The sequence below is a fragment of the Streptomyces sp. NPDC059499 genome (assembly GCF_042749285.1).
Lineage (GTDB): Bacteria > Actinomycetota > Actinomycetes > Streptomycetales > Streptomycetaceae > Streptomyces.
Genome location: NZ_JBHYTT010000024.1, coordinates 1 through 13,945, shown reverse-complemented (window position 1 = coordinate 13,945; position 13,945 = coordinate 1). Strand labels below are relative to the sequence as shown.

Genomic DNA, 13,945 nt, shown 5'->3' with positions numbered 1-13,945 from the left:
GTTCACCGACGGCGGCCTTCAGCGCAGCAGCAGTTGGAGGCCGCCCAGCACGGTGGCGCCGATCACGATCTGCTCGAAGAGCTTCTGGTTGATCCGGCCCACGCATGCGCGGCCGAGGTACGCGCCGGGGATGACGAACAGGACCAGGACGGCGTCGAGCAGCAGGGACTGCGCGTCGATGAGCCCGAGCCCCACGCTGAACGGCACCTTGGACGTGTTGACGATCAGGAAGAACGACGCCGACGTTCCCAGAAAGCCGAGCTTCCGGAAACCGGCGGACAGCAGGTAGAGCGACATCACGGGGCCGCCCGCGTTGGCGACCATGGTCGTGAAGCCGCCGAGCACCCCGTAGGACCGCGCCTTGGCCCGCCCGGCAAGCGACGGCTTGTCGTCGTCCGGCCGTTCCGCGGCCCGCCGTTCCGCTGCCTGCTGTTCCGGAGCCGCTTCGGACCGGGCCGCGGTGCGCCGCCGCCAGAGGGTGACGCCCACCATGAGGAGCAGGATCGCGCCGATCGATCTGGCCACGGCGTCGTCATCGGCCCACAGCAGGAAGACGGTGCCTGCCACCACGCCCACGGCGACGGCCGGGAAGAGTCGCAGCAGCGTGGGCCAGTGTGCGTGCCGACGGTAGATCAGCACGGCGAGGATGTCGCCCGCGATGAGGATCGGGAGCAGCACTCCGGTCGATTCGCGGGCCGGGAGTACGGCCGCGAAGACCGCGAGGCTGATCGTGTTGGCACCGCTGACGGCTGTCTTGGAGAAGCCGACCAGCATGGATGCCGCCGCGAGCACGGCCAGTTGCCACAGGGTGAGGGTGTCCATTGCGGATCAGATGATAGATACACCGGCCTTCTTTCGGATCATCGGTCCGTCCCGTGAACCACCGGGACGGCAGATCGCTGGCTATGCTGCCAGCGAAGCGGTCACGGAAACGCTCAAACGAACACGCGCAGCGGTACGGCAAGGGGGCCAGCAGCATGCGGGAGCCGGTTGAACTGAGGCGGAAGCGGATACTCGCGGTGGTGCACGCGCGAGGTGCGGTCAAGGTGACCACGCTCGCCGCCGAGTTGGACGTCTCGGTCGTCACGCTCCGGCGGGACGTGGAGGAACTGGCCCGGGCGGGCAGGCTGCGGCGCGGCCACGGGGTGGCCCGCCCCGTGGGGGACGCCGCGGAGACGACGGCGCCCCCGGTCGCGCGGACCGGGGAGCCGGCCGCGGAGGGGGGTCCGATCGCCCTCGTGGTGCCCGAGCGGCATTCGTACCTGTACGAGACCCTGCACGGCGCCCGTACCGCCCTGGAGGCGGCGGGGATGCGGATCGCCCTGCACATCGCGCCGCAGTCGGCCGGGGCCGAACGGCCCCAGGTGGAACGGGCCCTGGCGGGCGGGGCGCGCGGGCTGCTGATCGCCCCGCGGTGGCGCAGTGCCGCCGGCGAGGAGGCGGACTACGGCTGGCTCGCCGAGGTGGGTGTGCCGACCGTCCTGATGGAGCGGCGGCCGCGGCCGGGCAGCGCGCTGCACGCCCTGGACTCGGTATGTTCCGATCACTGGTACGGGGTGCATCTCGCGGTCGGCCATCTGGTCTCGCTGGGCCACCGCCGGATCGTCCTGGCAGCCCGGAACGACAGCCCCACCGCTCGTGCGATCCGGGCGGCGTTCGCCGAGATCGCGGCCGCCCACCCGGAGGTGGACGACTGGTCCGTGGTGCTCAGCTCCTCGAACGCGGGGCCGGGCCCAGGGAGTCGGACCGGCGCCCCGTCCACCGCCGCCCCCTCCACCGCCGCACCGGAGGAGCCGGCTCCGGACCTGGCCGCGCTGCTGCGGGAGCGCGGGGTCACGGGCGCCGTCCTGCACGGTGACGAGGACGCGCTGATGCTGGTGCAGCGGCTGACGGAGAGTGGCATACGGGTGCCACAGGACTGTTCGGTCGTGGCGTACGACGATGTGGTCTCCTCACTGGGCAGCACGCCGCTGACCGCGGTGGCTCCGCCCAGGGCGGACATCGGACGGGCGGCGGCCGAACTGCTGCTGCACCGGCTGGCGCACCCGGAGGGCACGACGGGTCCGGTGCGCCGGGTGGAGCTGCTCCCCGCGCTCAAAGTACGCGGATCGGCACAGGCACTCCCCCTTCCGAGGCAATGAGCGTTTGACCGCTTCAAGCTTCTTCTGATCGATCTATTGACCGCTATCGATCAGCCGATCAGTATTCCCCGTGTCTTGAATCAGGAGCCGCGGGAGGCACCCATGCCTGATCGACAGAGCCGTCGATCCGTACTCGCCACGATCGCCGCGCTGCCCCTGACAGGTGCGCTCAGCGCCTGCAGCGGCGGCGAGGAGCCACGATCGGGCAGCACGAGCAGTACCGGCAGGAACGTGAGCAGCAGGACCGGCAGGAAGAAGCGGGTCACCTTCTGGTCCGCGCTGCGGGGCAGTCAGGAGGTCGTGGACGCGTTCAACCGCGGGCACGACACCCTTCAGGTCGATTTCCAGCAGGTCCCCTCGGGGGCGCAGGGCGGTTACGCCAAGCTCAGCAACGCGGCCCGGGCCGGCAACGCCCCGGACATCGCCACCATCGAGTATCCCCAGGTACCGGGGTTCGCCATCGACGGAGTCTGCCGCGACATCACGGACCTGGTGAGCGACCGGCTGCGCGCCGAACTGCTGCCCCAGGCACTGGGGCTGACCACGTTCGAGAAGCGGGTCTTCAGCGTTCCGCTCGACATAGAGCCGATGGTGCTGCACTACCGCACCGACCTCTTCGAGCGGTACGGGCTGACCGCCCCGCGCACCTGGGAGGACTTCGAGGACGCGGCAAGGACCGTACGCCGCAAGGGCGGTGACCGCCGGATGGCGCTCTTCCCGACCGACGGCGACACCCATCTCGCCGCATTCGCGTGGCAGGCGGGCGCCCAGTGGTTCGACACGGCGGGCGGCGCCTGGAACGTCTCTCTGGCCGATGCGCCCACGCGTCGCGTGGCCGCCTTCTGGCAGCGGCTGACCGACCAGGACCTGGTCTTCATGAACGCGGTGGAGAGCCGGCACAGCGACGTCCAGATCGGCAACGGCCTGGTGCTCAGCCGGCTGAGCGGTGCGTGGGACGCCGGTGCCCAGATGAAGGCCCGCCCGGGCCAGAAGGGCCGGTGGGCGCTGGCGCCGATCCCCCAGTGGGATCCGGCCGACCCCGGTGTGGGCACCCATGGCGGCTCGACCTTCGCGATCACCAAGGACAGCGCGGACCCCGAGGCCGCGATGGAGTTCATCGAGTGGCAGGTCTCGCACCCGGACGCCCTGCGTGCCCGGCTCTCCAGCGGGGCCAGCAGCCAGTACCCCGCCGCGCCCGGTCTGGTCGAGGTGGGCCGCCGGGCCTTCGACCGCGCCTACTACGGCGGCCAGGACATCTACACCCTCTTCGAGCAGGAGGCCCACAAGATTCGCGCGGGCTGGGTCTGGGGACCCCGGATGACAGCCACCGGCAAGATCATGAAGGACGGGCTGGCGCGGGCGAGCGGAGGCCAGGGCTCCATCATCGGAGCGGTCAGGGCGGCACAGGAGGGCACCATGCCGGACCTGAGGGCTCTCGGCCTCTCCACCACTCTGCACTCCACCTGACCGGCGATCCGCACCCCCCGTTCCCAGCAGCAGAGAGGCAGGTGACATCCATGGCCAGCGCCACCCCCGTATCCGCCCCGGCGGGCACCACCACCCGGCCCTCACCGAGGAGCCCGGCCGCCACGGCACCCGAGCCGATGGCCCGCAGGTCCACCCGACGGCGTGAACTCGGTGCCTGCGGTGCCCTGATGACGCCGTTCTTCGTCCTTCTGGTGACCGTCTTCCTGATCCCGGTCGCCACCGCCCTGTATCTGAGCTTCTTCAGCGACGACCAGCCCGGGCTCGGCTTCGGCCCGGAGCGCACGGTCTTCGCCGGGCTCCGCAACTACCTGGCCGTCATCACCGACCCGACGTTCCTCGGCGGTCTCGGCATCGTCGCCCTGTACTGCCTGGTCTACATCCCGCTCATGGTGATCGGAGCCCTCGCCCTGGCACTGCTGCTGGACTCCGGCGTGGTGCGCCTGCGAGGTACGGCCCAGCTCGCCCTGTTCCTGCCGCACGCGGTGCCCGGCATCATCGCCGCACTGATCTGGCTGTACCTGTACACCCCCGGCATCAGTCCGGTGATCGAACTCCTCGGCAAGGCCGACATCACCGTCGACTTCCTCGGGGTGCACACCGTGCTCCCGTCCATCGTGAACATCGCCCTGTGGAGCAACCTCGGCTACAACATGGTCGTGTTCTACGCGGCTCTGCAGGCCGTACCCCGCGAGGTGATCGAGGCGTCGGTCGTCGACGGCGCGGGCCCGGTCCGCACGGCTCTCCAGGTCAAGGCTCCGCTGGTGCGTTCGTCGGTCGTGATGGTGGCGATGTTCACCCTCATCTTCGCGCTGCAGCTCTTCACCGAGCCGATGCTGCTCAGCCAGTCCACGCCGATGATCAACTCGCGCTTCTCGCCCAGCATGTACATCTACGACGCGGCCTTCACCCGCAACAACTACGGTCTCGCGGCAGCCGCCTCCGTCGTCCTGCTCGTGTGCACGATCGCCCTCTCCTACGGCGTCACCCGCTGGACCAACCGCTCCGACGCCGCAGAGGAGAACACCCGATGAGCGTGTCGACCGCACCTCGCACCGCCGCACCGCTGCGGCCCCGGCTCCTCGGACGTTCCGTCGTCAACCTCGTGGTCGGTATCTCGGTGGCCTACACCCTGCTGCCGGTGCTGTGGCTGGTGCTGGCGTCGACCAAGGACCGCAACGCGCTGTTCAGCAGCAACATCCTTTCGCTGGGCGACTTCTCCCTGGTGCGGAACGTCAAGGACCTGTTCGCCATGGACGGCGGGCTGTACGGGCGCTGGTACGGCAACAGCCTGCTCTACGCCGTCCTGGGCGCGGCCCTCGGCGCACTCGTGAGCATCGCCTGCGGGTACGCCTTCGACAAGTACCGCTTCGCGCACAAGGAGAAACTGTTCGGGCTCGTGCTCGCCGCGGTGATGGTGCCGCAGACCGTACTCGCCCTGCCGCTCTACCTGATGGCGTCCGGCACCGGTCTGGTCAACACGTACTGGGCGGTCTTCATCCCGGTCCTCTTCAACCCCTTCGGTGTCTACCTCGGCCGGATCTTCAGCCAGGGGTACGTGCCCGACGAGGTGCTGGAGGCGGCGCGGATGGACGGCGCGGGCGAACTGACGGCGTACTTCCGGGTGGCGCTGCGCATGCTGGGGCCGGGGCTGGTGACCGTCTTCCTCTTCCAGCTCACGGCGATCTGGAACAACTTCTTCCTGCCCATGGTGATGCTGTCCGACCAGGATCTGTATCCGGTCAGTCTCGGCCTGTACACCTGGAACAGTTCCGCGTCCGTCTCTCCCGAGTACTACCCGGTCGTCATCATGGGTTCGCTGCTCGCGGTGCTGCCGCTGATCCTCGCCTTCGCCCTGCTCCAGCGCTTCTGGCGGTCCGGTCTGACGGCGGGCGCCGTCAAGTAGCCGTGCCGCCCCGACCGGACCACCGCACAGGAGAACCATGCCCAGCACTTCCCCCGCCCACCGCCGGCCGCGTACCGCGCTCGCGATGAGCACGGCGGCCGCGGCCGCCGTGCTCTCCCCCGGCTCCATCGCGGCGCTCTCCGCGGTGAGCACGCTCGCCCCGCTGCCCGTCATCGACGACTTCGCCACCGCTCCGGCGCGCGCCGCTCTCGCGGATGCGGAGATCCTGGTCACCGGCTGGGGCTGCCCGCCCATCGACGCGGACGTCCTGGCAGCCGCGCCCGCGCTCCGCGCCGTCGTGCACACGGCGGGGAGCGTACGCGGTCATGTCACCGATGCCTGCTGGGACCGGGGCATCGAGGTGTCGTCGGCCGCGGCGGCCAACGCGCTGCCTGTCGCGGAGTACACCCTCGCGATGATCCTGCTCTCCGGGAAGCGGGTGCTGGAGCGGGCCCGGGACTATCGGGCCTCCCGTCGCCGCGACGCATGGCTCGCCACCCCGCCCGAGGTGGGCAACTACGGCCGTACGGTGGGCATCCTGTCCGCCTCCCTGATCGGCCGCCGGGTGATCGAACTGCTGCGCCCCTACGACCTGCGGGTGCTGCTCCACGATCCGTACGTCTCCGAAGGCGAGGCGGCCGAGCTGGGGGTCCGCCCCGTCACGCTGCCCGTACTCTTCGCCGAGAGCGACGTGGTCAGCGTCCACACCCCGCTGCTGCCCGCGACCACCGGGCTCGTCAGCCGCGAGCTCCTCACCTCGATGCGGCCCGACGGCGTCCTGATCAACACCTCCCGGGGCGCGGTCGTCGACCAGGACGCGCTCGTCGACGTACTGCGTACGGGCCGGATCCGCGCGGTGCTCGACGTCACCGATCCCGACCCGCTGCCGGCCGGCCATCCGCTGTGGGACCTCGACAACGCGACCATCACCCCTCATCTCGCCGGTTCCCAGGGCAACGAGTTGCGCCGGCTGGCGGATCTGGCCGTCGGTGAGGTCGCGCGCTGGGCCGCGGGCGACGGATTCGCCCATCCCGTACGACGCGAAAGGCTGGCCTTCCTCGCATGACCTCCATCTCGTCCCCGTACCCCTTCGAACTCCCCGCCGAGGACCGCGGGTCGAGCCCGCACACCGGCTACACCCGGGCGCACTGGGAAGCGGCGGCCGACGGACTGCTGCACGCCGCCTGGAAGTGGGCCACCCCCGGCCGGGCCCTGCTGGACCTGCCGGGGCGCCCGTCCCGCTCCGGTGTGCGCTCCGACGGGCTGGAGGGCTACGCCCGTACGTTCCTGGCCGCCGCGTTCCGGGTCGCCGGGGCGGACGGCAAGGATCCGCACAACTGGCTGGAGCGGTACGCCGACGGCCTCGGCGCCGGTACGCGTACGGCGGGACGTGACGACGCCGAGTCCTGGCCCCTGATCCTCGACCACACGGTCTTCGGCCAGCCGATGGTCGAGTCGGCGTCCGTGGCGATCGGGCTGCGGCTGACCCGGCCGTGGCTGTGGGACCGGCTCGACCCGGGAACCCAGGACCGGACGGAGGAGTGGCTGCGTGGCGCCCTGCGCCACACACCTGCCCCCAACAACTGGTACCTGTTCCCCCACTCCGTCGCCGGTTTCCTGGAGTCGGTCGGCCGGGGCGACGCCGAGACGGCGCGGGCAAGGCAGCGGGCGCTGGACCTTCTGGAGGTGTGGTACCGCGGCGAGGGCTGGTACGCCGACGGGGACGGGCGGGCCTTCGACCACTACAACGGCTGGGCTCTGCACCTGTATCCGGTACTGGACGCGTATCTGTCGGGCGACACGGAGCTCGCCACGCGCTACGGCGCACGGCTGAGCGAGCATCTGGAGAGCTTCTCCCTGATGTTCGGCGCGGACGGTGCGCCGCTGCACTTCGGACGCTCCCTCACCTACCGCTTCGCGGCGGCCGCGGCCGTCGGGATGGGCGCGGTGTCCGGGCACACTCCCCTGGCTCCGGGCGTCTCGCGGCGGCTGATCAGCGGATCGCTGCGGTACTTCCTGGAGCGGGGCGCGGCGGCGGACGACGGTCTGCTGAGCCTGGGCTGGCACGGTCCGCACGACGCGACGCTCCAGGTGTACTCGGGTCCCGCGTCGCCGTACTGGGCGTCGAAGGCGTTCGTCGCACTCCTCGCCCCGGCGGAGCATCCGCTGTGGGCGGCGACCGAGGAACCCGCCCCCAGCGAGGGCGCCGACCGGGTGCTGTCGCTGCCGTCGCCGGGGCTGCTGGTCCAGTCGACGCAGGCGGACGGCATCGTCCGGCTGCACAACCACGGCAGTGACCATGCCCGGCCGCACGAGGGCGATTCGGCCGCCTTGTCGGATCCGCACTACGCGCGGCTCGCCTACTCGACCGTCACCGGTCCGACGGCGGTGGAGAACGCACCGGACAACCATCTGTCGGTGCGGGTCGCGGGCATCCGCAGCAGCCGCTTCCGCATCCACCCGATGGGCGCCGGGCACGAGGGCGACTGGGGCTGGGCCGCCTCCTGGCACTGCCCGGTCTTCCCGGAGGGCTCGCCGACGATGCCGGGGCTGCGGGTGGAGAGCGTCACGGTCGTCCGGGGCAGGTACGAGCTCCGGGTGCACCGGGTCCTGGGCGCTCCGGCAGGGTCGCTGGCGGAGCAGACCGGCTGGGCGACTGACCCCGGTGGTGAGGTGCGCTCGGCCTTGCACGGGCTGCACGGCTGGGCGGAGCAGGAGGAGGTACGGGCGCCGCAGGGCACCGCGTTCACCCGGTGGGCGGTGCTGCCCCGGCTCGCGGCGGAGGTGGAGGGGACCGTGGTGCTGGTGGCCCTGGCCTGCCTCACGGCAGGGCCGGAGGCCGCCCCGCTCGCCTCGGCGGTGAGCGGCGTCGACGTGGACGGTGGCACGGTCACGGTCCGCTGGACGGACGACGGGGCGACGACCCGTATCGGTTTCGCGCCGCTGGAGGTCACCCACACCCGCTAGGCATCGGTGCGGATCACCACAGCAAGAGTGCGGGGGCCGTGTACGCCCTCCACCCGCTCCAGCTCGATGTCGGAGGTGGCCGACGGACCGCTGATCAGGGTCGTCGGCCGCTCCGGCACCAGCCGGGCCACCGCCTCGGGGACGCCCACGACGACCGAGGACAGGTCGACGACGCACACATGCAGATCGGGGACCAGGGACAGGGCCCGCCGGCCCTGGTCGGCCGAACCGTCGAGGAAGATGGTGCCCGTCTCCGCGCAGGTGACGGCCGAGGCGGTCACCACACCGTCCAGTGCGTCGAGGCTCGGGGCGGGGATGTCGGCGGAGTCCTGCCGCACCTCGCCGTCATAGGCGACGAGCCACTGCTCGTCGAGCCCGGCCGGCACTCCGATCCGGCGGGCTCCGCGCTCCCGCAGCACGTCGGCGATCACCTCGGCGGTGCGGTCGCCGGTGCAGGGGTACACCTTCGCCTTGTAGTCGACGAGCCGGTGGGTCAGCAGGGCGAGGCGTTCCTCGTCGGGGAGGGTGCGGCCCGTGCGGTAGCCGCGGGGAACGGTGGTGCCGGGCACGGGTGCCAGGGCCAGTGCGTCCCTGATCCGGCCGAGCACCGTGTCGCGGGCGGTCGTCGTCACCGGTCCTCCTCGTGGTCGTCGGCGGTGCGCCGGGCGCCCTCTTCGGCGGCGGCGCTCATCGTTGCCGCACCCTCGGCCGATGCCAGCCAGGAGCGGAAGGTCTGCCTGGGCGGGGCCGGGGTGTCGCGGCTGTCGCTCCAGCCGCTGAGCGGGGCGGGCAGGTGCGAGATCGTGCCGTCGCGTCCGCCGGCGATCCGGCCGAGAGCGGCGGCCTTCTGCGCGGCGGTGTAGAGCACCGGCCGTTTCATCACGCCGGCGGCGGCCCTCATGGCCAGCTTCTCCGCGGTGGTGCCGGACTGTTCGGTGTGCTGGTGGCGCAGCTCGACGAGCATCGACGGAATGTCGATCTTGACGGGGCAGGCGTCGAAGCAGGCGCCGCAGAGGCTGGAGGCGTACGGCAGCGAGCTGTTGGGGTCGCCCTTGGCCGTGTCCATCCCGGCGAGCTGCGGGGTGAGGACCGCGCCGATCGGTCCGGGGTACGTCGATCCGTAGGCATGGCCGCCGGTGCGCTCGTACACGGGACAGACGTTGAGACAGGCCGAGCAGCGGATGCAGTTGAGGGCCTCGCGGCCGATCGTGTCGGCGAGCGCGGCGGTGCGGCCGTTGTCGAGGAGGACCAGGTGGAAGTCCTGCGGCCCGTCGCCGGGTGTGACGCCGGTCCACATCGACGTGTACGGGTTCATCCGCTCGCCGGTCGAGGAGCGCGGCAGCAACTGCAGGAAGACCTCCAGGTCCTGGTAGCGCGGCAGGACCTTCTCGATGCCCATCACGGTGATGAGGGTGTCGGGCAGCGTCAGGCACATCCGGCCGTTGCCCTCCGACTCGACGACGGACAGGGTGCCGGTCTCGGCGATGCCGAAGTTGGCTCCGGAGACGGCCACCTTGGTCGTCATGAACTTCTCGCGCAGATAGGCGCGGGCGGCGGCGGCGAGATGCGCGGGGACGTTGTCGAGGTCCGGGTCCACACCGGGGATCTCGTCGAGGAAGATCTGCCGGATCTCGTCGCGGTTGCGGTGGATCGCGGGCACCAGGATGTGCGAGGGCCGGTCGTCGGCGAGCTGCACGATGAGCTCGGCCAGGTCGGTCTCGTACGGGGTGATGCCGATGGATTCGAGGTGCTCGTTGAGGCCGATCTCCTGGGTGGCCATCGACTTGACCTTGATGACGTCGCTGCTGCCCGTCGCCCGGACCAGCCGGGCGACGATCTCGTTGGCCTCGGCGCCGTCGCGCGCCCAGTGGACGGTTCCGCCGTGCTCGGTGACCTTCCGCTCCAGCTGCTCCAGGAGTTCGGGGAGCCGGTTCATCGTGTCGGTCTTGATGGCGGATCCGGCGTCGCGCAACTGCTCCCAGTCCGGGAGTTCGGCGGTGACGCCGAGCCGCTTCGTACGGATGGTGCGGGTGGCCTTGCCGAGGTTGCGGCGCAACTGTTCGTCGAGGAGCGCCTCGTGGGCGGCCTCGGGGAACGTGCGGTCGCCGCGCAGGTTTCCCGTTCCGTACGGGGACCGGGGCGGCGTGGCGGGCATGCCGAGGAACGTGCTCATCGGGCGGCCTCCGTAAGGACGTACGGCGCGGTACGGGTGGATCCGAGGATCTGGGCGAGATGCAGGGTGCGCGTACCGGACCGGATGCGGGAGAGTCCGCCGCCGATGTGCATCAGGCAGGAGGAGTCCCCGGCGGTGCACACGGCGGCGTCCGTGGTGGCGATGTTGCGCATCTTGTCCTGGAGCATCGCGGTGGACGTCTCGGCGTTCTTGACGGCGAAGGTGCCGCCGAAGCCGCAGCAGGAGTCGGCTTCGGGGAGCTCGACCAGATCGATCCCTTCGACGGCGCGCAGGAGTCTCAGCGGCTTGTCGCCGACCCGGAGCATCCGAAGGGAGTGGCAGGTGGGGTGGTACGTCACACGGTGCGGGAAGTACGCGCCGACCCGTGAGAGGCCGAGGACGTCGACGAGGAACTCCGACAGCTCGTACGTCTTGGACGTGACGGTGCCGACTCCGGCGCGCAGCGAGGCATCGCCGTACCGCTCGGCGATGATCTCGTGCTGGTGCCGTACGGAACCGGCGCACGATCCGGACGGCATGACGACCGCGTCGATGGACGGGTCCCCGAACTGCTCGGCGAACCTGCGCACCAGCGGGACGGGTTCGCGCTGGTAGCCGGTGTTGACGTGCATCTGGCCGCAGCACGTCTGGTCCGGCGGGAACACCACCTCGTGGCCCAGACGGGCGAGCAGTACCGCGGTGGATTTCACCGCCTCGGGGAAGAGCGTGTCTCCCAGACAGGTGGCGAAGAGTCCGATGCGCATGGGGCCTCCCCGGTCGCTTATGGTCCGACCATACTAGCCTCGGTCCGAATGGGGAACCGTTGGGAGCGCGGGAAACAACGAGGCAGAAAAGACTCGGACAGGAGTGGCGCACCTGGAACGGCCCTCAGGCCGTTCGACGCGCCCAGGACCCGCTGAACGCGTCTGTCGCTCTGCCCTGACCAGGCAGAACGGGAGCAGGAGGTGAGGTCGCGGATATGCGGGGAAGGAGGTTCGGCAGCCGAAATGGGAGGTTGCTGTGGAGGGCACAGATCTGGAACTGGGCGAACTGCTGGCCGCTGCCGAGGCCGCCCCGCCCGGTGAGTCCGTCGAGGTGGTGGCGCTCGACCTGCAGAAGCGGTTCGGCGCCGAGTGCGTGTCCTTCCTGTTCGTCGACCTCATAGGCGAGCGGCTGGTACGGCTGGCCGCGGCCGGCGATGCCGCCGGGGAACCCGGCGAGCCGATCAGGTTGCAGGGAAGCGTCTACGACCGCGTCCTGCGGAGCCAGCGCCAGCACGTGGAAACGGACGGGCAGGGCGGCCGGCGTGTCGTCACGCCGGTCACCAACCGGGGCGACCGCATCGGCGTCCTGGAGGTGACCTTGCAGGCCGGCGACGACACCGTGCTGCGCCAGGTCCGCGACGCGGCCCACGCACTGGCCTACATCATCGTCACCGACCGCCGTTTCACCGATCTGTACCACCTGGGCCGGCGCACCACCCGGACCAGTCTGGCAGCGGAGATCCAGCACCAGCTGCTTCCCTCGGCGCCCTGCTGCGAGGCGGCGGAGTTCACCCTCGCCGCCGGACTGGTCCCGGCCGACGACATCGGTGGCGACACCTACGACTACACCCTCGACCGCGACACCCTGCACCTGTCCATCACCGACGCGATGGGCCACGACACCGACTCCGCCCTGCTGGCCACCTTGCTGGTCGGAGCGCTGCGGCAGGCGCGCCGCAGCGGCTGTGACGCCATCGCGCAGGCCCGTCACGCGCACCAGGCCCTGCTCAGCCACAGCCGCGGCCTGGCCACCGGGCAGTTGTTCTGCGTCGGCCTCGACACGGGCCTGTGCGAACTGGTGAACGCCGGCCATCCCCGCCCCCTGCGACTGCGCGACGGCACCGTCGAAGAGGTCGAACTCGCCGTCGACATGCCCTTCGGCGTGGCGGCCCCCACCGGCTATCACCTCCAGCAGCTCCACCTGCGCCCCGGAGACCGCCTGGTCCTGCTCACCGACGGCATGCAGGACCGCAGTGCGGCCGCCGTCGACCTGGCCTCGGTCATTCGCGACACCGGCGCGCTGCACCCGCGAGAGGTCGTGCGGAGCCTGACGTGCGCGGTGCTCGACGCCTGTTACGGCAGCCTCAAGGACGACGCCACGGTCCTGGTCCTGGACTGGCACGGCGGTCCACGCCGAGCAGCCCGGACCAGACCCGCCCCGCACCACTGACCCGTAACGGCCCTTTCATCAGGCAGACATGGGGGGAGAAGACGGGGACAGGGCTCGTGCGAGCCGTCCCCGCCCCAGTGCGGGCGGGCTATGCCTCGTCGACCAGCGTCCCGTGCAGGCCACGGATGTGTTCCTCGACCAGGTCCGCCGCCTCGGCGCCCCGCCCCTCTCGGACCAGCGCGAGCAGCCGCGTGTGCTGCGCGTTGAGTGCGCCCGCGGTGGCCGGCCAGTCCTCGGTCTCCTCCAGCGCACGCAGGATCAGCGGACGCACGGACTCGCGCACCGCGGAGGTGAGTGTCGAGGTCAGCGCGTTGCCCGAACTCCCTGCGATGAGCACGTGGAAGCGGGTGTCGAGGTCGTTGAACTCGGACACACCCACATCCGGGGCACCCATGCGCACGAGGAGCTGCTCGGCCTCGTCGAGGTCCTCGGCCGGGGCGTACTGCGCGGCGGCCTCCCAGCTGGAGCGCTCCAGCACGACGCGTGCCTCGAGTACGTCATGCAGGCTGTAGCTGCCGAGGGCGAAGTGCAGACGCAGCAGACGGCCCAGGGCGTCGTCCGGGTTCCGCACGATCCGGGCCCCGGAATCCGGACCTCGGCCCGGCTGCGCGACCAGTACGCCGATGGTCTCCAGCACCCGGAGCGCCTCGCGCAGGGCGGAACGGCTGACTCCGAGCACCGGCGCCAGCTCCCGCTCGGGCGGGAGGCGGTCGCCCGCCTTGAGCTCTCCGGCGAAGACACGCTCCTCGATGCTCTGGAGTACGAGTTCGTGGGTGCGGGACTGCCGTACGGGTTGCCACTCGACGGGCATCCGCTACTCCCTGCTCCGGGCGATACGCATGATCCGACTATGTCACACAGCGCGTGTGGTCGGACCAAAGACCGAGCGCCGACGGGAGCGGGCACACGGCTCCGGCGGCCTGTTGCGGCGGTGGGGGGGGGGGGGGGGGGGGGGGGGGGGGGGCGGGGGGGGGGGGGGGGGGGGCGCCCCCGGGGGGGGGGGGGGGGGGGCGCCCCCCCCCCCCCCCGCCCCCCGCGGCGGCGGGGGGGTAGACACGG

12 protein-coding genes are annotated in these 13,945 nt (G+C 71.2%); 7 read left to right on the top strand and 5 right to left on the bottom strand.

Going from position 1 to position 13,945, the window contains the following annotated elements:
* Positions 1 to 18: 18 nt before the first annotated feature.
* Complete coding sequence (locus tag ACFW9O_RS34465) at positions 19 to 822, bottom strand: sulfite exporter TauE/SafE family protein (protein ID WP_384614901.1); 804 nt, start codon at positions 820 to 822, stop codon at positions 19 to 21.
* Positions 823 to 977: 155 nt separating this feature from the next.
* On the opposite strand from ACFW9O_RS34465, the gene ACFW9O_RS34460 reads away from it, so the two are divergent.
* From ACFW9O_RS34460 to ACFW9O_RS34435, 6 genes are all read left to right on the top strand, one after another.
* Positions 978 to 2,141 (top strand): substrate-binding domain-containing protein, encoded by a 1,164-nt coding sequence (locus tag ACFW9O_RS34460; RefSeq protein ID WP_384614899.1) that lies wholly within the window; start codon positions 978 to 980, stop codon positions 2,139 to 2,141.
* Positions 2,142 to 2,243: 102 nt separating this feature from the next.
* Entirely contained in the window at positions 2,244 to 3,608 is a 1,365-nt protein-coding gene (locus ACFW9O_RS34455; RefSeq protein ID WP_384614897.1) for an ABC transporter substrate-binding protein, read from the top strand.
* A gap of 50 nt (positions 3,609 to 3,658) precedes the next feature.
* Positions 3,659 to 4,660, top strand: coding sequence for a carbohydrate ABC transporter permease (locus ACFW9O_RS34450; protein WP_384614896.1), 1,002 nt, complete (start codon positions 3,659 to 3,661; stop codon positions 4,658 to 4,660).
* Positions 4,657 to 5,532, top strand: a complete 876-nt coding sequence (locus ACFW9O_RS34445) for a carbohydrate ABC transporter permease (protein WP_384614893.1) — start codon at positions 4,657 to 4,659, stop codon at positions 5,530 to 5,532. Before ACFW9O_RS34450 ends, ACFW9O_RS34445 begins: the two co-directional genes overlap by 4 nt.
* Before the next feature lie 37 nt (positions 5,533 to 5,569).
* Complete coding sequence (locus ACFW9O_RS34440) at positions 5,570 to 6,598, top strand: hydroxyacid dehydrogenase (RefSeq protein ID WP_384614892.1); 1,029 nt, start codon at positions 5,570 to 5,572, stop codon at positions 6,596 to 6,598.
* Positions 6,595 to 8,499 (top strand): DUF2264 domain-containing protein, encoded by a 1,905-nt coding sequence (locus ACFW9O_RS34435; protein WP_384614891.1) that lies wholly within the window; start codon positions 6,595 to 6,597, stop codon positions 8,497 to 8,499. Before ACFW9O_RS34440 ends, ACFW9O_RS34435 begins: the two co-directional genes overlap by 4 nt.
* Here ACFW9O_RS34435 and ACFW9O_RS34430 read toward each other — a convergent pair.
* The 3 genes from ACFW9O_RS34430 to ACFW9O_RS34420 are packed head-to-tail and all read right to left on the bottom strand — an operon-like array spanning position 8,496 to position 11,436.
* Positions 8,496 to 9,131: an LUD domain-containing protein gene (locus tag ACFW9O_RS34430; protein ID WP_351175359.1), complete on the bottom strand. Its 636-nt coding sequence runs from the start codon at positions 9,129 to 9,131 to the stop codon at positions 8,496 to 8,498. The genes ACFW9O_RS34435 and ACFW9O_RS34430 overlap by 4 nt on opposite strands.
* The gene (locus tag ACFW9O_RS34425; RefSeq protein ID WP_384614889.1) at positions 9,128 to 10,672 is read right to left on the bottom strand and encodes a lactate utilization protein B; all 1,545 of its coding nucleotides are present in this window, start codon (positions 10,670 to 10,672) and stop codon (positions 9,128 to 9,130) included. Before ACFW9O_RS34425 ends, ACFW9O_RS34430 begins: the two co-directional genes overlap by 4 nt.
* Complete coding sequence (locus ACFW9O_RS34420; protein WP_351175355.1) at positions 10,669 to 11,436, bottom strand: (Fe-S)-binding protein; 768 nt, start codon at positions 11,434 to 11,436, stop codon at positions 10,669 to 10,671. The genes ACFW9O_RS34425 and ACFW9O_RS34420 overlap by 4 nt, the downstream gene beginning before the upstream one ends.
* A 256-nt stretch (positions 11,437 to 11,692) precedes the next feature.
* On the opposite strand from ACFW9O_RS34420, the gene ACFW9O_RS34415 reads away from it, so the two are divergent.
* Entirely contained in the window at positions 11,693 to 12,886 is a 1,194-nt protein-coding gene (locus ACFW9O_RS34415) for a PP2C family protein-serine/threonine phosphatase (protein WP_384614887.1), read from the top strand.
* Between the two features lie 88 nt (positions 12,887 to 12,974).
* On the opposite strand, the gene ACFW9O_RS34410 is transcribed toward ACFW9O_RS34415, so the two are convergent.
* Entirely contained in the window at positions 12,975 to 13,697 is a 723-nt protein-coding gene (locus ACFW9O_RS34410) for a FadR/GntR family transcriptional regulator (RefSeq protein ID WP_384614885.1), read from the bottom strand.
* Positions 13,698 to 13,945: the final 248 nt, after the last annotated feature.